The organism is Geminocystis herdmanii PCC 6308 (assembly GCF_000332235.1).
GTDB lineage: Bacteria > Cyanobacteriota > Cyanobacteriia > Cyanobacteriales > Cyanobacteriaceae > Geminocystis > Geminocystis herdmanii.
Genome location: NZ_CM001775.1, coordinates 2722131 through 2741050, shown reverse-complemented (window position 1 = coordinate 2741050; position 18920 = coordinate 2722131). Strand labels below are relative to the sequence as shown.

Annotated in this window: 19 protein-coding genes and 1 pseudogene; 8 read left to right on the top strand and 12 right to left on the bottom strand. The window is 33.6% G+C overall.

The genetic code is table 11. From position 1 onward, the window contains the following. The first annotated feature begins 20 nt into the window (after positions 1-20). On the top strand, positions 21-1124 hold the full coding sequence (mltA, locus tag SYN6308_RS13640; protein ID WP_040467273.1) for a murein transglycosylase A: 1104 nt from the start codon (positions 21-23) through the stop codon (positions 1122-1124). A 305-nt stretch (positions 1125-1429) separates the two neighbouring features. Beyond that, positions 1430-2254 carry a 16S rRNA (adenine(1518)-N(6)/adenine(1519)-N(6))-dimethyltransferase RsmA gene (gene rsmA, locus SYN6308_RS13635; protein ID WP_017295008.1) on the top strand — a complete coding sequence of 275 codons (825 nt, stop codon included), beginning with the start codon at positions 1430-1432 and terminating at the stop codon, positions 2252-2254. 63 nt (positions 2255-2317) lie between these two features. Here rsmA and SYN6308_RS13630 read toward each other — a convergent pair whose 3' ends face one another. Further along, positions 2318-2866 carry a DUF3124 domain-containing protein gene (locus tag SYN6308_RS13630; protein WP_026102070.1) on the bottom strand — a complete coding sequence of 183 codons (549 nt, stop codon included), beginning with the start codon at positions 2864-2866 and terminating at the stop codon, positions 2318-2320. A 134-nt stretch (positions 2867-3000) separates the two neighbouring features. Here SYN6308_RS13630 and SYN6308_RS13625 point away from each other — a divergent pair, with 134 nt between their 5' ends. From SYN6308_RS13625 to SYN6308_RS13615, 5 genes and pseudogenes are all read left to right on the top strand, one after another. Beyond that, positions 3001-4323, top strand: coding sequence for an ABC transporter substrate-binding protein (locus SYN6308_RS13625; protein WP_017295006.1), 1323 nt, complete (start codon positions 3001-3003; stop codon positions 4321-4323). 62 nt (positions 4324-4385) lie between these two features. After that, positions 4386-4976: a ParA family protein gene (locus tag SYN6308_RS13620; RefSeq protein WP_017295005.1), complete on the top strand. Its 591-nt coding sequence runs from the start codon at positions 4386-4388 to the stop codon at positions 4974-4976. 40 nt (positions 4977-5016) lie between these two features. Beyond that, entirely contained in the window at positions 5017-5136 is a 120-nt protein-coding gene (locus SYN6308_RS23970; protein WP_083879560.1) for a BrnT family toxin, read from the top strand. A gap of 4 nt (positions 5137-5140) precedes the next feature. Next, positions 5141-5347: pseudogene (locus SYN6308_RS25565) on the top strand (antitoxin). A 120-nt stretch (positions 5348-5467) separates the two neighbouring features. Then, positions 5468-6793, top strand: a complete 1326-nt coding sequence (locus tag SYN6308_RS13615) for a recombinase family protein (RefSeq protein WP_017295004.1) — start codon at positions 5468-5470, stop codon at positions 6791-6793. A 173-nt stretch (positions 6794-6966) separates the two neighbouring features. On the opposite strand, the gene recJ is transcribed toward SYN6308_RS13615, so the two are convergent. From recJ to gloA, 11 genes are all read right to left on the bottom strand, one after another. Then, a complete protein-coding gene (gene recJ, locus SYN6308_RS13610; protein WP_390091451.1) occupies positions 6967-8697 on the bottom strand; it encodes a single-stranded-DNA-specific exonuclease RecJ in 1731 nt (576 codons plus the stop codon). A 156-nt stretch (positions 8698-8853) separates the two neighbouring features. Next, a complete protein-coding gene (locus tag SYN6308_RS13605; RefSeq protein ID WP_017295002.1) occupies positions 8854-9954 on the bottom strand; it encodes a peptidylprolyl isomerase in 1101 nt (366 codons plus the stop codon). A gap of 249 nt (positions 9955-10203) precedes the next feature. Continuing rightward, positions 10204-11148, bottom strand: coding sequence for an NAD-dependent epimerase/dehydratase family protein (locus SYN6308_RS13600; protein WP_017295001.1), 945 nt, complete (start codon positions 11146-11148; stop codon positions 10204-10206). Positions 11149-11367: 219 nt separating this feature from the next. Beyond that, the gene (locus SYN6308_RS13595; RefSeq protein WP_017295000.1) at positions 11368-11655 is read right to left on the bottom strand and encodes a nucleotidyltransferase family protein; all 288 of its coding nucleotides are present in this window, start codon (positions 11653-11655) and stop codon (positions 11368-11370) included. A 10-nt stretch (positions 11656-11665) separates the two neighbouring features. Next, the gene (locus SYN6308_RS25560) at positions 11666-11839 is read right to left on the bottom strand and encodes a hypothetical protein (protein WP_017294999.1); all 174 of its coding nucleotides are present in this window, start codon (positions 11837-11839) and stop codon (positions 11666-11668) included. Then, complete coding sequence (locus SYN6308_RS25555; protein ID WP_017294998.1) at positions 11805-12023, bottom strand: DUF5615 family PIN-like protein; 219 nt, start codon at positions 12021-12023, stop codon at positions 11805-11807. Before SYN6308_RS25555 ends, SYN6308_RS25560 begins: the two co-directional genes overlap by 35 nt. Next, positions 12016-12414, bottom strand: coding sequence for a DUF433 domain-containing protein (locus SYN6308_RS13585; protein WP_026102069.1), 399 nt, complete (start codon positions 12412-12414; stop codon positions 12016-12018). Before SYN6308_RS13585 ends, SYN6308_RS25555 begins: the two co-directional genes overlap by 8 nt. A 216-nt stretch (positions 12415-12630) precedes the next feature. Further along, positions 12631-14388, bottom strand: a complete 1758-nt coding sequence (gene argS / locus SYN6308_RS13580) for an arginine--tRNA ligase (protein WP_017294996.1) — start codon at positions 14386-14388, stop codon at positions 12631-12633. A 108-nt stretch (positions 14389-14496) separates the two neighbouring features. Continuing rightward, positions 14497-15642: a DegT/DnrJ/EryC1/StrS family aminotransferase gene (locus SYN6308_RS13575; protein WP_017294995.1), complete on the bottom strand. Its 1146-nt coding sequence runs from the start codon at positions 15640-15642 to the stop codon at positions 14497-14499. A 48-nt stretch (positions 15643-15690) separates the two neighbouring features. Continuing rightward, complete coding sequence (locus tag SYN6308_RS23445; protein ID WP_017294994.1) at positions 15691-16143, bottom strand: tetratricopeptide repeat protein; 453 nt, start codon at positions 16141-16143, stop codon at positions 15691-15693. Between the two features lie 125 nt (positions 16144-16268). Continuing rightward, positions 16269-16655 (bottom strand): lactoylglutathione lyase, encoded by a 387-nt coding sequence (gene gloA, locus SYN6308_RS13565; RefSeq protein ID WP_017294993.1) that lies wholly within the window; start codon positions 16653-16655, stop codon positions 16269-16271. 195 nt (positions 16656-16850) lie between these two features. On the opposite strand from gloA, the gene SYN6308_RS13560 reads away from it, so the two are divergent. Further along, complete coding sequence (locus SYN6308_RS13560) at positions 16851-18644, top strand: ABC transporter ATP-binding protein (protein WP_017294992.1); 1794 nt, start codon at positions 16851-16853, stop codon at positions 18642-18644. Positions 18645-18920 lie beyond the last annotated feature (276 nt).

Below are 18920 nucleotides of genomic sequence, written 5' to 3'. Positions count from 1 at the left end.
TTAGTTTATTTCTAGTAAATATGAGCTTAAATTTATTATTCACTAATCCTTTATTAGCTCAATCAATACCTTTAAAACCCATTGATAATTTACCTGTTAAAATAGTAGATGAACAATTATTTACTAAAGATAAACAAGCCTTAATTAGATCGATCGATCATAGTTTAAAATATCTCAATACAGATAAAGCAAAAACTGTTTATGCCAATTATCCCATACCTGAGTTTAGTCGTGAACGGGTAATCGCTTCTTTAAGACGTTTTCGTCAATTATTGGTTAATTCTACCAGTGCGCAACAGTTACAAAATGCCGTAGAAAAGGAATTTCGGTTTTACCGATCGATCGGTTATGATGGAGAAGGTACAGTATCTTTTACAGGTTATTTTCAGCCAATTTATAAAGCAAGTCGTCAAAAAACAGATATTTATCGCTATCCTCTCTATGTAAAGCCTTCTAACTTCGATTCTTGGCAAAATCCTCACCCTACTAGAAAAGAGATTGAAGGAAAAGACGGGTTAGGCAACAATAGTATTTTACGAGGAAATGAGTTAGTTTGGTTGAGCGATCGACTTCAAGCCTATCTCGTGCAGGTGCAAGGTTCGGCGCAATTACAGTTAACGGATGGTAAAATTATGACTATCGGTTATAATGGGGCAACGGATTATCCCTATGTCAGCTTAGGTAAAGAGTTAATCCAAGACGGCAAAATTCCTGCCGATGAAATGAGTCTTCCCCGTTTGATGTCCTATCTGGAAAACAACCCCGACGAGTTAAACATCTATTTACCCCGTAATAATCGCTTTATCTTCTTTAAAGAAACAGGAGGGCAACCCGCAACGGGTAGTTTAAATGTTCCTGTTACCGATGAACGCTCGATCGCTACAGATAAATCCCTCATGCCTCCGGGGGCGTTAGCATTGATTTATACTCGTATTCCCCAAGTTGATAATAACAACCAAATGATTACTCCCATCGTGAGCCGTTATGTGTTAGATCAAGATACAGGTAGTGCTATTAAAGGTGCTGGTAGAGTCGATATATTTTTTGGCACGGGAGACGTTGCTAAAGCCAAAGCAGGATTAGTGGATTGGACAGGAGATTTATACTATTTATTGTTAAAATAGCCTACATTGTATTTTATTAGTTCAATTCATTGAACGAAAACTGTTAGCTTCGTCAATTTATTGCGAAGTGGGTTAATGGCACAATTCCATTAATTTCCATTAATTAAAAGTTGTTTTTCAGGCTAAAATTAACAAAAACGTGTAATAAATTATATGTCTAATAGATACCTTTCAATGAATTGAACTCAATTTTTCTAAAAAATATCATGATTTTTAATAATAATTGATTTTTTGTAAAAAATGCCTATATTTCTTATCAATGTATATTTAGTCTTGTTATATCAAAATAATTATATAAAAAATTAATGAGTTTTAGACCTAGAAAACAGTTTGGACAACATTGGTTAAAAAATCAACAAGTCCTTGATCAAATTATTATATCAGCACAACTCAATAAGCTCGATCGAGTCTTAGAAATAGGACCGGGTTTAGGGGTGTTAACCGAGAGAATTTTTCCCTATGTGGACAAACTTTTAGCGGTAGAAATCGATCGAGATTTATGTAAAAAATTAGTGGCAAAATATGGCAAAATCGATAATTTTTTATTATTAGAAGGGGATTTTTTAGAGTTAAATTTACCAGAAATGTTACAAAGTTTTCCTAACTTTAATAACTTTAATAAAGTGGTTGCTAATATTCCTTATAATATCACAGGACCTATTATCGAAAAATTACTGGGTAGAATCAGTAAACCTGCAGAAAAACCCTTAGATTCGATCGTACTATTAGTTCAAAAAGAAGTGGGCGATCGACTTGTAGCAACTCCGAATAATAAAGTATATGGAGCATTAACCGTCAAAGTCCAGTATTTAGCAGATTGTGAAATCGTTTGCGATGTACCTGCAAGAGACTTTTATCCTAAGCCAAAAGTTGATTCAGTGGTAGTAAAAATAACCCCTAGAAATGTTGAAAATCCTGCCCATAATCCTAAGTTTTTAGACAGTTTAATTAAACAAGGATTTGCTAGTAGAAGAAAAATGTTAAAAAATAACTTAAAACCAGTTATTGAACCTGAAAAATTAACAGAAATTTTAACAGAATTAGGTATCAATGATCAAGCTAGAGCAGAAAATTTAAGCCTCAGAGAATGGATTAATTTAAGTAACCATTTAGATAAAGTTACCTCATAATTTTTGTGTGTAATTAAGATTATCGGGAGAGGGTTTTAACCCTCACTACAAACCAATAAACTCTTAATTCTTAATTCTTAATTCTTTTACAACTTTTCCTTGAGTAGTAAAAGAAATTCCTTGAGTACTAGCCGTACTAAGCATTATCGCTTCTGCGATCGGACTAAATACTTTTTTATCCGCTACCCATTCAATTAACAAATTAGCACCGATTCCCCCTCTAGTGTCGTTATCGGGGATAAAAAAATTAGTGGAGGCAAGGGGTTTTAAACTCACTGGAGAGGTTAAAAAATTTTCGATTAAATTACCTTCAGTATCATAATATTCGATCGACTTAATAATAATAGAATTTTCTAAATCAGTATTATGAAAAGTAACCGTTATGCCTAAATTATGCAAACGGCGTTGATTAGAATGATAAATATTAGAGTAAATTGGTAAGTAAATTAGTTGTCCTGTAACTGCCTTAAAATCTGAAGGTAGCTCGATCGATTCCGTATTAACAGGAATAATACTATTAGGTTCAACAATGGGAGAATTTGTTTGATTTGTCTCACAACCCAATAGAAAAAGACAGATTAAGAAGAAAGGGAAGAAATATTTTACAACCATTGATTTAACCTGAGTGAACCTTATGTAAAAGGACTTAGTTTTTTTATCTCTACCTTAAAACCATGAAAACGCTATAAATTTGAAAAGGTAAGGTATGATTTTAATTTAAACTCAAGTTCCTATAAAAAAATACCATGAAAAACCGTCAAATAAAACTATTTTTAAGTTTATTAATTAGTCTCAACTGGTTCACTGTCGGATGTACCCTTTTTGGCACAACAGAAGATACCACAAACACACCGAGCAATACTGAGAATAATGCCCCGACTGGTAGTGAAGGCTTAAAATTAGGCTCATTATTCCCTATTACTGGCGATTTATCTTCGATCGGACAGAATATGCCCATTGCCGCTCAATTAGCCGTGGATACCATCAACGCCTGTGGTGGAGTAAATGGACAACCCGTAACTTTAGTTAAAGAAGATGATCAAACCGATCCTGTCGCTGGTACTGCCGCCATGACTAAGTTAGCAGAAGTTGACAAAGTTTCTGGAGTAGTGGGTTCTTTCGCCAGTAGTGTTTCCACCGCCGCCTTAGATGTTGCCGTCAGAAATAACGTCATGATGATCTCTCCGGGTAGCACAAGCCCTATATTTACCGATCGAGCCAAAAAAGGAGAATTTAACGGATTTTGGGCGCGCACAGCCCCTCCCGACACCTATCAAGCCCAAGCCTTAGCCGCCTTAGCAGAAAAAGAAGGCTTTAAAAACGTTTCGACAGTAGTGATTAACAACGATTACGGAGTAGCCTTTGAGGAACAATTCGTTAACGCTTTTACCACCGCAGGAGGTACTATCATCAATAAAGATAAACCAGTGCGCCACGATCCCAAAGCTACAACCCTAGACAGTGAAGCTGGATTAGCTTTTGCCAATCAGCCCGATGCCGTGATGGCGGTATTATACGCAGAAACAGGAAGTTTACTCTTACAAGCAGCCTTTAAACAAGGCTTAATGAATAATACTACCGTTTTGTTGACTGATGGAGTATATTCGGAAGACTTTACCAAACAAGTAGGCAAAACCGCCGACGGTAATTCGATTATTGCAGGGGCATTGGGTACAGTACCGGGAGCGGAAGATGGTAAGGCATTAGAAGAATTTACCGCCCTATGGAAAGAAAAAACAGGAGATAAACCTGTTAGCGCCTTCGTACCTCACACATGGGATGCTACAGTATTGTTGATGTTAGCAGCTCAGGCATCAGGAGAGAATACAGGAGAAGGAATTAAAAATAAAGTTAGGGAAGTGGCAGGAGGAGACGGTACAGAAGTTACCGATGCTTGTCAGGCGATGGAGTTATTGCGTAAAGGAGAGAAAATCAATTATCAGGGTGCAAGTGGTAACGTGGACATTGATGAAAATGGTGACGTTGTGGGAGTTTATGATGTTTGGCGCGTCAAACAAGATGGTAGTTTAGAAGTCATTGATCAGGTTATGCCTCTTGTTAGTAATTAGGAATGAGGAGTTAGGGTGTTAATTGTTCATTGTTCATTATTAATTGTTAATTGTTAATTATTATGTTGATTGGCATTGTTTCCTTAAAAGGTGGCGTAGGAAAAACCACCACAGCAGTACATTTATCGACTTATTTACATACAGATAAACCGACTTTATTAATTGATGCCGATCGAAACCGATCTGCTTTATTATGGGCTAGAGAAGATCATCTTCCCTTTGTGGTGTCATCTCAGGCAGGGGCAACAGCATTTATTGCTAAACACCATCATATCGTAACAGATATGAAAGCAGGACCCGAAAATGAGGAGCTTTTGGAGTTAGCCAAGGGCAATGATTTAATTATCATTCCCACTACTCCTAATCATTTGGATTTGAATGCGACTATTCGAGCGGTGGAAATTTTCAGAGAGAATAATATTAATAATTATAAAATTCTCTTGACAAAAGTTGATTCAAGAACCACGAATAGCAAAACTGCAAAATTGTTTTTAGAGAAAGACAATTTGCCTGTATTTAAAACAGAAATTCCCTTATTAATTGCTTTTGAAAAAGCATCTCAAAATGGAAAAACTGTGAAAGATTATAATGATTCTCGTGCTAAACAAGCATGGAAAAAATATCAGGCTGTAGGCAAAGAAATTTTAAAATAATTGTAGGGTGGGCATTGCCCACCAAAATTTATTACTTGGTATGAGTTCAAAAATGCGATTATTATTAATAGTTCATTGTTACCGAGAAAAAGAATCCGAAATCAGGATAATTTCAGCTCGTAAAGCAACTAAAAAGGAAAGTCAACAGTATAGAAAATAAAATTATGAAACTAGAATATGATCTAACTAAAATGAAAAGTTGTCCTAATCCTTATGCAAAAAAACTGAAGCAACAAGTGAATTAACCTTTGGGAATTGAAGTAATAGAATATTTTGATAAAAAAGCAAAAGAAAAAGAAATTTCTTATGAAGAATTAATTAATTTATACCTTCAATATTGTGTAAATAACAAACGTGAATTATCATTTTAAAACAAGTTAAATAATCACAAAAAACAGGTTAAATAATTAGAACTTACCTATTGACAAATAATTCAAAAAGTATATGGCTAATTTTTAGTCTTTATTTATACACTTTATTGAGGTTTAACTGTGCCTTTAATTATCGCTTATACTTATACAGAACCAGTGATTGAAAAAGTCCCTGATGCTTTTTTTTGGGGTTGTGAAGTCGATCGAGTTTATCAGGATATAGGGGAGAAAAAAGAGTTAAAAAAATTATTCAAAGATTGTCATAAAACACCGCCTAATTATCTCTTAATTCGTAGTTTATCAGAGTTAGGAAATAGTTTAGGAGAAGTGACCCAATTAATTGCTAAAATCGAAGGTTTTAATATTGAAATCATCTCGATCGAAGAAAACTATAATAGCAGTAAATTTAGAATAATTAAAGATAGCAAAACAAGAGAATTATTCGTTAATATTTGTCAAGAAATAGAGCAAAAAATTCAACAGAGAAAGTTGAGAAAAGCCCATGGAAATAACCGTTTAAAAATCTTACCGCCCCCCGGAAAAGCACCCTTCGGATATATCAGAGGTAAAGATGGTTATATTGTGAATCGATCGACTATATTTATAGTCAGAGAGTTTTTCGATCGATTTTTATTATACGGTTCATTAGCGGATAGTGTGAGATATATTGAAGAAAAATTTAACAAAAAAATTGCCTTATCTACTGCCCATTATTGGTTAAAAAATCCCATTTATCGAGGAGATTTAGCCTATAAAAATCAAGAGATAATTCCTGATACCCATACCGCTATTATAACCAGAGAAGAATCAGCTCAGATCGATCGAATTTTAAAAAGTCATCGTTTAGTAAAACCTCGTAGTGCTTCCGCTAATTATGCCTTAGCAGGTTTAGTAAAATGTCAACAATGCTCATCATCTTTAAGAATTAGTCATATTAATAAGAAAAAATATCAAGATAAATATTTATACTTAATACCCAGTCAATGCCCTAGAGAAAATACTTGTAAAGCCCTTAAATATGACCTAATTTTTCAAGAAACTATTAACAAAATTTGTGAACAATTACCCTTATTAACACAAAATTTTCAAGCTCCAAATCCTCAAATTATAAAAAGAGAATTAGAAAAACAAATAGAAGAAAAAGAAAAAATATTATTACAAATAAAGCAATTAGTTAAAGAGAATATTTTAGATAAAGAAACAGGAAATATTAGAAACTATAAAATTTATCAAGAAATAGGTAAAATTAAGCAAAAAATAGCACAATTACCTCCCGATAACCTAACAAAAATTTCTACGGCTTTATCTAATCCTCAATTTTGGACAGATTTATCATCTGCTGAATGTCGTTTTTATCTCCGAGAATTTATCAAAACAATTAAAATTATTCCCATTAATGAACACAATAATAATTGGCAAATAATCCTAGACTTTATTTTCTCTTAGAAATGAAAATGATTCTTCTACAATAGTTATGACAAATTAATAATAAATAACGAATAAAACCTTTGATCTATAATAGTTTTAGTATTTTAAAAATGCAATTGTCATAAATTTATAATTGTATTTTACCTAACAACTCTCCTCATCTCAAGACTTTTTCAGCAAACCCTAATTACTTATTCCTGACTTTTCCTCACACCAAGAATGTTTAATTGAATAGATTTTTTGCCATTCCAGTCATTTTCATTGAGTTTATAGGCTATATCCACAGCAGGGGGTAAGGGATAATATTGATGCCAACGCCAAGCAATGCCTTTTAATTCTAAATTATTTTGCATAAATGTTAGTTGTAAATGTTCTCCTGTTTTGGTTAATTTTTGAGAAGATATTTGAACATTTATACTAGAAAAAATAGGCTCATTATTTTCAATGCCCCAAGGGTATAAACTATCTATTTCTTGTAATAATTTAAAGTTAATATCTTGAAAATTAATTTCCGCATCTATCTTAATTAAAGGCTTTAAATATTCGGGGATTAATGTTTGATGAGCAAATTCTCTTAATCGATCGTGAATTAAAGGCAAATTTTTGGTAGGAAAACTAAAACCTCCTGCCGCTTTATGTCCTCCATATTTCCCTAATAAATCATCACAATTTTGTAAAGCTAAAAACACGTTAAATTCTTCGATTCCTCTGGCTGAACCTCTTATTATATCTGGATTTTCTTCTTCATAAGTACCGATAAAAACAGGAACTCCATATCTTTCTACTAAATGAGAGGCGACTATTCCAATTACTCCATGATGCCAATTTTCTTTAATGACTAATAATACTCGATCTTCTTTCCAATTAATAGGAGTTTCTTCAATTAATTTTATTGCTTCTTGTTCAATATTATTCTGAATAAGTTTCCTTTGCTTATTATTTTGATCACACTGCATTGCTCTTGTGATAGCAATACCCTCATCATCAGTAGTTAACAAGTCTATAACAATTTGTGGATCACCAATACGTCCGATCGCATTAATTCTAGGACCAATTTTAAAGCCTATATCTTCAGCATTTAAGAGCTTTTTTTTACTTTCTATTTCTGCTAAATTACTAAGTTTTTTTATCCCTAAAATATCAGATTTTGGTAATAATTTTAAGCCTCTTTTCAACCAACGGCGATTAACTCCCGTTAAGGGTGCAAGATCGGCGATCGTACCTACGGTATATAATTCTAAAAGAGGTTTTGTCAAACCTTGTAATTTGTTCAAACTTTGGGCGAGGGTGACGGCTAAAACATAGGCAACGCCCACCCCTGCCAACCCATAATATGGGGAAGTTTTAGGTAATAATTTCGGGTTTAAAATAGCATCCGCCGGAGGTAAAATGGGCGGTAAATCATGATGATCTGTGATAATTACTTGTAACCCTAATTCCTTAGCGTGGGCAATGGCATCATAGGCAGAAATACCATTGTCAACAGTCAAAATTAGACTAACTCCCTCCTGTTTAAACTCCTCTACGATGCGCTTATTGATACCGTAGCCGTCTTTCATGCGACTAGGGATAGCATAATCAACATTCGCCCCTAAGTGCCGAAATGCTCTTAATAAAAGGGCTGTGCTAGTCATACCGTCAGCGTCATAGTCGCCACAAATAGCGATTTTTTGCTGAAGCTCGATCGAACTTTGAAGAATGGCAATACTTTTAGGTAAATCGGGAAATTCTGTTAGGGGGGAAGGCAAATCAATAATTTCGGGATTAACATAACCTTGTACCTCATCCAGATTAACCATGCCACGATTAATAATAATTTGAGCTACAACGGGAGATAACCCCAATTTTTCCACTAACTCCTTCGTCAAACTAGGATTTTGGGGATAAAATTTCCAACGCTGACTAGGTAATTTGTATTCTATCATATTTTTAAATGATTATTGTTCGATCGAAATGACAGTCAAGAGTTAGAGGTTATATCAATTTCGGACTTTTTAAGACTTATCAATAAATGGCTAAAACCATTACTAAAAACTTATTTTTATCCGTTTGTAGTAGGGGTTTTAACCCTTCTTTGATTAATTGTTAACAGTTAATTGCTTTTGCCCTTCGATAACTTTCATAGAAATAATTTTGTCATCGGCGGTGAGTTTATCTAAAACCTCTGCTCCTTCGGTAACATAACCAAATACAGCAAATCTTCCATCCATGAGGTTATAACCCGGAGGGGTGACTTCGGTATCGAATTTAAAGAAGAAAAATTGCGATGAACCACCGTTAGGATCACTTGTAGGACGAGCCAAAGCTACCGCTCCATAAGCGTTAAAGGGCAATACGGGTTGAGCTAAGTACATCCCTAAATCTTCTGTTGTTAAGCCGTAAATGGGTTCAGATTCTCCCTGTACTAATATTTCTAAAGGAATCCCTCTGTATTCTTTTGTATTTGGATCAATAAAACCCTCTTCCTCGCCAATGGGATCACCTGTTTGAAGTACATAAAAATCTTCAGCACGAGAGAAAGGTAAACCATCATAGAATTTACGATTAACTAAATCAACGAAGTTACCGCCAGTCACGGGGGCGCTATAACCATCCACCACAATCACCAAGTCACCTTGAGTAGTTTTTACTTCTACTTTAGCTCGTCCTAATAATTGAGGTAGGTTAGCATATTCTTCGGGTACAGTAAAAGGAAAACCCGTTACCATATCTTCTTCTAAGACAGTGATATTGTCTAAGATAGCACTTCTGAGAGCATAAATTTGTTCTCTATCTTCTCTTTCAACTAATTCTTGTATTTTAGAGACATCCTCGGCAATGGCTGTTACCAATTCTTTTGCTTTTGTTTGCAATGGTTCGGGTACACTGGCAATGAGATCATCTTGATGTAATTTTAGCACAAATCCAGCATTTTTAACTCTTTTTGTCACTAAAGCCCATCTTTTTGTTCTTAAATCTTTGCCTATTTTCTCAATATCCCCTTGAATTTCACGGATATATTTATTATCAATAGGTAGAGCATAGCGTAAAATGGCTTCAGGATCGGTTATAGCATCACCTTGAGCTAAGAAAGCATAGGCGTTTTGCATACCGTAAGGATTGAATACGATCGAAATGATAAAAATAGAGATGGTGGTAATAGCAAGTTTTACTATAGATTTCCACTTAGTAAGTTTCATGATTATATAATTTTTTTAAGAATCCTTCACATTCAATTATTTCACAAATTAGGCATATATAGCAGTCCTAAATGATTTGTGTAAAAAAATGGTGTTGAAAGGTTTTAGGTATTAGGAGTTTAGGTATTGGGTTTTATAAAGGTTTCATTGTTTTTTTTAACTACTTAATTAATTTACAATGGTTTAGGATTTCTATAGATTCATATTTGATTATTATCTTCCATTATTTGATTAGTTTAAAGTATAGTTTTAAACTTGAGAAACTTTCAGAAGTGAAGTTAAATTAGGTGCAAAAGATTCTAAATTAAAAGTATGAGGATTCACAAATTTTTTATGAACAAAATGACGATAATTTAAACAAAAATAATCCCATTCTGCCATTTGTACATTAAAAACTTTAATAAAAAACTTAGCTAACAAAATTGATAAAGGAATTTGAAAATAAACTTTTTTCTCGAAATAATTACTAATTTCTTTAATCGCTTGATTTACTTTTAAAGAAGGGTTAGCCAACACCAATTTTTTATCGAAACTTTCATCTAAATTAGTACCATTTTCGACTAAGTAACTGATAACCGTAGCAATATCTTTGCCATGAATAAAATGGAAACTACCATCGGCTTGAAACCAACGAATGAGGTTAATTAATTTAGGTAAATCTTTTAATCCTGCGGATAAATGAGAATAGGGTTTATCGTCGTCTCCACCAAAAACAAGGGTAGGATAAACAGTAATAATTCGATCGAACAATTTTAACTCCGATAGTTTATTATAACATTGATATTTTGTCCTAATATAATCAGTACCAATTTCTCCAGCTTGGGGTAAAAGTTGATTATTTTGGTTCAAAATACTAGCGGTAGAAAAGTAGATTATTTGTTGACAATTATCGGGATTTAAACTGTTAATTAAGTTAATATTTGCTTCCACATTTATTTGATAGGATTCTTCTTCTCCCCCCCAACAAGTAGCGGCTAAAATTGCGATATTCATGGTACTTAATAATTCTTGATAATCGAGAATTTTTACCAAATCTCCTTCAATGATATTGATACCCTGACGATAATTATAATCAAATTTTATTTTGCTAGGGTTTCTGACTAAAAAAAACAATTCATGCTCGGTATTTTTAATTAATGAATCAGCAATATAATGACCAATACAACCACCACCACCTGTAATAAAAATACGCATATTTTGAACTTTATTTATAAAAATTTATTTTAGGGTAAATTGTAATTATTTTAACTTATAAAAGTTTAATTTAGTGTATCATTTAATTCTTTGATACAAAGTTGAATTTTCTCTCTTAAATCAGGCAATTTTTCTGGATTATCTATAATATTCCAAACAGTTTCTAAATCGATCGACCAATAATATGGAGAAAAAAAAGGGGAGATTTAGGAGTTTTATTCATAAAGGAATTGCAGAGGATAAAATTGCTTCTTTAATAGTATGATGTAAAGCTGTTTCATGAACAATATCAACATCACAATTAAGCAATTCTTTTAATGATCTTCGTAAACGAATTATATCAAATAAATCCTGTTCAGGAGTAGGCACAATTAAAAAATCTATGTCACTATTTTCATCATTTTCATCTTTGATAATTGAACCGAATACTCTAATATTATGAGCATGATATTGCTGGGCTAATGCTATAATGCTCGATCGATATTCTCTCAGTTTTTCTAAGTTCATATAATTATAATTAATTCTTCCATTGATTTAACCATCTAATTTGATTGATAAATTCCTCTGAATTTTCTGTGGATAAAAACAAATCTAAGGCTTTAATTAAGCTACTTAAATTCCAACTACTTTGAGCCGCTAAAATAATGCCTTTATGGTTAGGATATTGTTGTGCTAAAACTAAAAAAATCACTAATATTAAAAGTAAATATACATCTACCTTTAGCGGAAGCACCTAATAATTGTTGTTTATCAGAGGCATCAAATGGCATCCAGTCAGTAGGGGTTCTAGTTACATCATGTCCTAGATTAACTAAGGCATTTTGTAAGGCTTTGAGAGAAGTATCGGCATCTAAATGAAGTCGTATTTTAGACATAAGCCAATTCTAATCCCCGTTCTGCGGAAATCATTTGATCAATTTCTGTTTTATTCGTGTGATAGAATTTTAAAGCCTCTTTGATTAATTCTTTGTTTAAATCGTATTCTTTCGCTATTTCACTAATTGATAATTCCCATTGATAATGGGCGATAATAATTGTTTGAATTCTTATAGATGTATTTTTTATTACTGGAAAAACTTTTCCACTAGCCCCTTTAAAATAGGCAATATTAGGAAATTTAGTATTGATTAAAGATTGGCTTAAAATTCCTATTTTTTCTGCAATTGCCCATAAAATAAATTGTTCGATCGATACACCTTGATTTATAGCGTATTTTTCTACTTCTTGCAACAAACTTTTAGGTAAAGTTAAAGATTTTTTGTCCATAAGTTTAAATCCACACATATAATGAATCCCCATCTATTATAATCGATAAAATTACTATTTTTTTTAGATATTTTGTGATTCTGAGACACAAGCAATCTCCATTTTCTTTAATTTTTAGAATTTAAGAAGGTTAAAACTCTTTCAGGATTGAATAATATTGGTGTTTTGGGTTGAATAGTATTCAACCCCTAGGAAGTTTTTAAAATATTCTATCAGTTACATTCTTTCTAAAACAGAAATACCTAATAAAGATAAGCCTTGTTTAAGCACTTTTGCGGTTAAATCTGCTAAGACTAAACGAGATAGTTTTACCTTTTCTTCGGCTTGTAAAATAGGACATTGATCATAAAATTGATTAAATTTTTGACTTAATTCAAACAAGTATAAACAAAGGCGATTAGGTAATAAATCTTTTTCTACTTCTTGCAGAATAAAGTCTAATTGTAAAAGATGTTTTGCTAACACTAATTCGCTATCTTCTGTGAGAATAATATTATCATCAGAAATTAAATTATTTAAGTCAATATTACCTTTTCTACTGATACCTTGTACCCGCACATAGGCATATAAAAGATAGGGTGCTGTATTGCCTTGAAGGGCTAACATTTTATCGAAACTAAATTTATAATCAGTAGTGCGATTTTGGCTTAAATCGGCATATTTTACGGCACTTAAACCGACTATTTTACTTACCTGATTAATGAAGTCTTCACTTTCATTTCTTCCCTCCGTTTCTAAACGATTTTCTAAGTCTTTTTTCGATCGAATTATCGCTTCATCTAACAAATCTTTTAAACGGATGGTTTCGCCCGATCGAGTTTTGATTTTTTTTCCATCTTCTGCTAAAACTAAACCAAAAGGTACATGAACTAAATCCACATTATCAGGAATAAAATTAGCTTTTTTTGCTACTTGAAAAACTTGGGTAAAATGATTAGATTGCCCTGCATCAGTCACATAAATTATGCGAGTTGCTTTATCTTGAGTTACTCGATATTTTAAACCCGCTAAGTCAGTAGTGGCATAGTTATAACCGCCGTCAGTTTTTTGGACAATTAAGGGTAAGGGGTTGCCTTCTTTATTCACAAAACCATCAAGAAATACACATTTTGCCCCTTGATCTTCTGTTAAAATATTGGCAGTTTCTAAGTCTTCAATTACTTGAGGTAAAAAGGGATTATAAAAAGATTCTCCTCTTTCCGTTAATTTAATGTCTAATAACCGATAAATAACTTCAAACTCTTTGCGAGATTGCTCACATAATAATGTCCATGCTTTGATACTTTCAGCATCTTTACTTTGCAGTTTAACTACTTCATTTCTAGCTGTTTCTTGAAATTCTACATCTCGATCGAACTTTAATTTTGCCTGTTTATATAAAGTAACTAAATCTCCTATCTCCACTGCATTAGCAGTAGTTAAAACTTCGGGTTTTTCTAACCGTAAATAAGCAATTAACATCCCGAATTGAGTACCCCAATCTCCCACATGATTTAGTCTTAAAACTTCATGTCCTCTAAACTCTAATATTCTGGCGATACTATCTCCTATAATAGTCGATCGAAGATGACCAACGTGCATTTCTTTGGCAATATTTGGGCTAGAAAAATCAACAATAGTAGTTTGAGGTTTATCGGTTTTCACAACTCCTAAACGCTCATCTTGATAAACTAAATTAATTTGTTGACTGATATATTTAGGTTTAATAGTAATGTTAATAAAACCTGCTCCAGCGATTTGTAAAGGTTCACAAAAATCCGCTATATTATCTATATTAATATTATCAATAATTGTTTGAGCGATCGATCTGGGGGGCTGTTTTAAAGTTTTCCCTAAGGATAAAGCAACGTTACATTGATAATCACCAAATTTTGCATTACTTGCAGGTACAATTAAAGGTTCAATAAAAGTGATATTTTTGCCAAAAGCCTGAGTTAAACCCGTAATAAAAATATTTCTAAGTTTTTCAATCATCAAAAAATAAAATTAATATATACAATAAATATAACGAAATATTTTATCATTAATGGGTAAGAAAACCTTAATTAGACCTGAGTAAATCATAAGAAAAACGAATTTATTTTAAAAATTGTTAATTGCTTCGGCAACGGCTTCCACATTTTCCAGGGATAATTCGGGATAAATGGGCAAACTCAATACTTCTTGGGCTAGTTTCATGGATATAGGATTAGGAATATATTGTCCTTGATACACTGGTAATTGATCTTGGGGAATGGGATAATAAATCATACTGCCAATACCTAAGTTTGCTAAGTATTCCTTCAATTCGTCTCTTTTTCCATTGGTAACTCTCAGGGTATATTGATGAAAAACGTGTCCTTTTGTGATCGTGGGTGTAATAATATTAGGATTATTTGCTAATAGTTGATTATAGGTTTGTGCAATATTTCTTCTCCCTTGATTCCATTGATCTATATACTTTAATTTGATGCGTAAAATACAGGCTTGTAAACTGTCTAAACGGGAGTTATAACCTAATAATTCGTTGTGATAATTTTTCTTTGCACCGTGAAGATGCAACATTTTCGCTAATTCGGCGATCGAATCATTATTGGTGACTATCATACCGCCATCCCCATAAGCACCTAAATTTTTGGTAGGATAAAAGGAATAAGCACCCACATCACCAATACCGCCGACATATTTTCCTGTTAAAGTTTCTCTTTGACAGTCATCACAGGCTTTATTACACTCTGCACAATCCCCATAATACACCGCTCCAAAAGCCTGAGCGCAGTCTTCAATTACTTTTAAGCCATATTCCTGTGCGATCGTCATTATCTGCGTCATCGGTGCAGGTAGTCCGTAAAGGTGAACTGGTATAATAGCCTTAGTTTTATCGGTTATCTTGTCTTTAATAGCGTCAGTGTCAATATTAAAGCTACAAGGATTAATATCAACAAAAATAGGTTTTGCACCCACTAAACTCACGGATTCGGCGGTGGCATAAAATGAAAAAGAGGTTGTGATAACTTCGTCTCCAGCCCCGATATTTAAAGCTCGTAAGGCAATAATTAGAGCATCTGTACCAGAATTGACGGCGATCGAATGTTTTACTCCCAAATACTGAGAAATTTCTTGTTCTAAAAGTTGAACTTCAGGACCTAATACAAATTGAGTTGATTCTAAAACACGATCGATAGCGGTGTCAATTTCTCCTTTTAGTTGTTGATATTGACGCTTTAAATCAAGAACAGGAATTTTCATTTCGAGGTTGCGATGAAGAAGTAACAAAGACTAACCTTTGAGTTTACACTATTTCTTCTCATTCTTATCAGGAATATTAGAAGAATCCGAAGGGGGAGGGGTTTGAGTTTTCTCTGCTTCTAAACCTTGTTTAATAATCTTCAAAACGTCTTGATAGCGTTGATTAGTTGGTTGTAATGCCACTAATTTTTCCGTTAAGGGTAGTGCCGTTGCCAAATTACCTAATTGTAGATTAACTTCCACTAATTTTTCTAAAGCAAAAACGTTATTAGGCTCTTTATCCAATACTAATTGATAACCCTGCATTTCTTTTTCTAACCTTGCCTCTGGCGACAATTCTTCTTGATTTTGGGTGTTAGCAGGAGGTGTGGCAGGTTGAGTCATCATTTTGATTACCCCCGCAATGGAAAACCAAACAAAAGCCCCCCCTGAGATAATAATAAAACCTTTCTTAAAAATGTCTTTTGTACTGAGTTTGGGTTTTGGACTTGTGTTTGTCATAAAAAAGAATTAAGAATTAAGAATTAAGAATTAAGAATTAAGAATTAAGAATTAAGAATGAAAAATTAAGAATTAAGAATGAAAAATTATTCACTACTTGTTACTTCTTACTCATTACTTTTTATTTACAAGGTTGTTTGTATTAACTCTATTTTATAGCCGTCGGGGTCTTCCACAAATGCAATTACTGTTGTACCATGTTTCATAGCGCCCGGTTCTCTAGTTACTTTACCACCTAATAATTTAATTCGATCGCAAGTAGCGTAAATATCATCAACTCCTAAAGCAATATGACCATAACCAGTACCAATATCATAACTATCAGTGTCCCAATTATGGGTTAATTCGATGACGGTGTTATCGGCTTCCTCTCCATAACCCACAAAAGCAAGGGTAAATTTTCCTGTAGGATAGTCTTTTTGACGTAAAAGTTTCATCTCTAAAACATTGCAATAAAAATCAAGGGATTTTTCAAGATTTCCCACCCGCACCATGGTGTGTAAGATACGCATAATAATTGATAATTAATAATTAATCGTAAGGTTTATTTATTAGATAAAAATTATGAATCAGGACAAAACACTTATTTTACATTATTTTCAGGCTCACTGTTATATTTCACTAAGGTTAACTCGGATAATTATGAAAATTGTTTAGGTTTTTTCGGTAAAATGTGGACAATAACCACTCAAAAGATTTATTCCTCAATGACTATCCTCGATGTTCAAAATTTACAAGTAGTTTTCACTGATGATGAAGGAAAGAGTTCGACCGCAGTAGATAAAATTTCTTTTTCCTTACAAAAAGGCGAAATTCTGGGCATTGTGGGAGAGTCAGGTTCAGGAAAATCGGTTACATCCCTTGCTATGATGGGTTTACTTCCTGCTACGGGAAAAATTATTCATGGTGAAATTAACTTTCAAGACAAAGAAGACTCACCGCCGATAAACCTTGTTACTCTTACCTCGAAACAAAAAAGAGATTATCGTGGTGGTAAGATTGCGATGATATTTCAAGAACCCATGAGTTCACTTAATCCTGTTTATAATATCGGTTTTCAGATCACCGAAGCAATACGTTTACATCAAAATATCTCTGAATCCGAGGCAAAACGAAAAGCGATCAACTTGTTACAAGAAGTAAGACTTTTACCTAGTGATAAGGATTTAACCCAAGAATTTTTACAACAAAATCAGGATAAAACCTCTACGGATAAAGATATTGCTATTTATCTTAACAACAAAAAACGATCGATCTTAAAACGCTTTCCCCATGAGATGAGTGGAGGACAACTACAAAGAGTAATGATCGCCATCGCTATTTCTTGTCAACCAAGCATCTTAATTGCGGATGAACCAACTACAGCTCTTGATGTAACTGTTCAAGCTACGATTTTGGAATTATTAAAGGAATTGTGTCGCAGTCGGCAAATGTCCTTAATTTTTATTACCCATGACTTAGCCGTAGTTGCGAATATTGCTGATAGTTTGGCGGTGATGTATCAAGGGAAAATTGTGGAATATGGCAACATCAGGGATATTTTATTTAACCCTCAACAAGCCTATACTCAAGGTTTACTTGCCTGTCGTCCTCGTTTAGAGGAAACTAGAACTTATCTTCCCACCGTTGCCGATTTTATGGGTAATAATCAAGAGACTCCTGCTTTTTCTGCCCCTAATCCCAGAGAAATTAAGCTAAATGAACCTTTATTGAGAGTAAATGAGTTAAAAGTCGGATTTGTCAAAAAAGGCGGTTTACCTTGGCAAAAAGAGTATTTTTGGGCAGTAGATGATGTTAGTTTTCAGTTGTTTGCTGGGGAAACTTTAGGCTTGGTGGGAGAGTCTGGTTGTGGTAAATCTACCCTTGCCCGAACTATTTTAAGGCTTATTCCCACCCACTCTGGTAAAATTGAATTTTTAAATCAAGATTTGACGGCTTTACCTCCCCGTAGTCAACGTTTAAGGCAGTTACGCAAAGAGTTACAAATTGTCTTTCAAAATCCCTATAATTCCCTTAATCCTCGTATCAGTATTGGTAATACGATCGCTGAACCAATGGTAATTCATGCCATGGGTGGTAATGGCACTAAACGCCGAGAAAGGGTAAGATACCTTTTAGATAGAGTCGGTTTAAATCCCAATTGGTTCGATCGATTTCCCCATGAATTATCGGGAGGACAACGTCAGAGAGTATGTATTGCAAGAGCTTTGGCTTTAAATCCGCAACTGATTATTTGTGATGAATCCGTATCTGCCTTAGATGTTTCTATTCAAGCCCAAGTGTTAAATCTTCTCAAAGAGTTACAACAAGAGTTTGGTTTAACCTATATTTTCATCTCCCATGATTTAAGTGTCGTTAAGTTTATGAGCGATCGAATTATGGTGATGAATCGAGGTAAAATCGAAGAAATGTCCACCGCTAAACAAATTATCGACAATCCCCAACGGGAATATACTCGCAAACTGATTGCTTCTATTCCCAAATTTCCCACTGCAGTATAAGGGTTAATGAAATTTTACCTCAGTTCGACAGAAGAAAAATGGTGAAGACGAGACAGGTGGACAAGTGGACAAGTGGACAGGAAGAAAAATTTTCAATATTTGTATATTTTTGAGAGAATTTTATTGATTCATAAGAAATATAATCCCTGTCTGCCTGTCTGCCTGTCTTCCAAGTCAGTTATCACCTTTGTGGGTCATCCTACGGATGTTTTTTTGTTGTCAAATTCAACGGGGGCATTCAACCGACATTAAAGGTAAAATATGGATCAATAAATA

Excerpts from the sequence above, each read along its gene's own strand:
- SYN6308_RS13630 (WP_026102070.1), bottom strand. The coding sequence starts at position 2,866 with ATGGTTGTAAAATATTTCTTCCCTTTCTTCTTAATCTGTCTTTTTCTA.
- SYN6308_RS13620 (WP_017295005.1), top strand. The coding sequence starts at position 4,386 with ATGTTGATTGGCATTGTTTCCTTAAAAGGTGGCGTAGGAAAAACCACC.
- SYN6308_RS13625 (WP_017295006.1), top strand. The coding sequence starts at position 3,001 with ATGAAAAACCGTCAAATAAAACTATTTTTAAGTTTATTAATTAGTCTC.
- SYN6308_RS23970 (WP_083879560.1), top strand. The coding sequence starts at position 5,017 with ATGAGTTCAAAAATGCGATTATTATTAATAGTTCATTGTTACCGAGAA.
- gloA (WP_017294993.1), bottom strand. The coding sequence starts at position 16,655 with ATGCGTATCTTACACACCATGGTGCGGGTGGGAAATCTTGAAAAATCC.
- SYN6308_RS13575 (WP_017294995.1), bottom strand. The coding sequence starts at position 15,642 with ATGAAAATTCCTGTTCTTGATTTAAAGCGTCAATATCAACAACTAAAA.
- SYN6308_RS25555 (WP_017294998.1), bottom strand. The coding sequence starts at position 12,023 with ATGTCTAAAATACGACTTCATTTAGATGCCGATACTTCTCTCAAAGCC.
- SYN6308_RS13560 (WP_017294992.1), top strand. The coding sequence starts at position 16,851 with ATGACTATCCTCGATGTTCAAAATTTACAAGTAGTTTTCACTGATGAT.
- rsmA (WP_017295008.1), top strand. The coding sequence starts at position 1,430 with ATGAGTTTTAGACCTAGAAAACAGTTTGGACAACATTGGTTAAAAAAT.
- SYN6308_RS13585 (WP_026102069.1), bottom strand. The coding sequence starts at position 12,414 with ATGGACAAAAAATCTTTAACTTTACCTAAAAGTTTGTTGCAAGAAGTA.
- SYN6308_RS13595 (WP_017295000.1), bottom strand. The coding sequence starts at position 11,655 with ATGAACTTAGAAAAACTGAGAGAATATCGATCGAGCATTATAGCATTA.
- SYN6308_RS13605 (WP_017295002.1), bottom strand. The coding sequence starts at position 9,954 with ATGAAACTTACTAAGTGGAAATCTATAGTAAAACTTGCTATTACCACC.
- SYN6308_RS13600 (WP_017295001.1), bottom strand. The coding sequence starts at position 11,148 with ATGCGTATTTTTATTACAGGTGGTGGTGGTTGTATTGGTCATTATATT.
- argS (WP_017294996.1), bottom strand. The coding sequence starts at position 14,388 with ATGATTGAAAAACTTAGAAATATTTTTATTACGGGTTTAACTCAGGCT.
- SYN6308_RS23445 (WP_017294994.1), bottom strand. The coding sequence starts at position 16,143 with ATGACAAACACAAGTCCAAAACCCAAACTCAGTACAAAAGACATTTTT.
- mltA (WP_040467273.1), top strand. The coding sequence starts at position 21 with ATGAGCTTAAATTTATTATTCACTAATCCTTTATTAGCTCAATCAATA.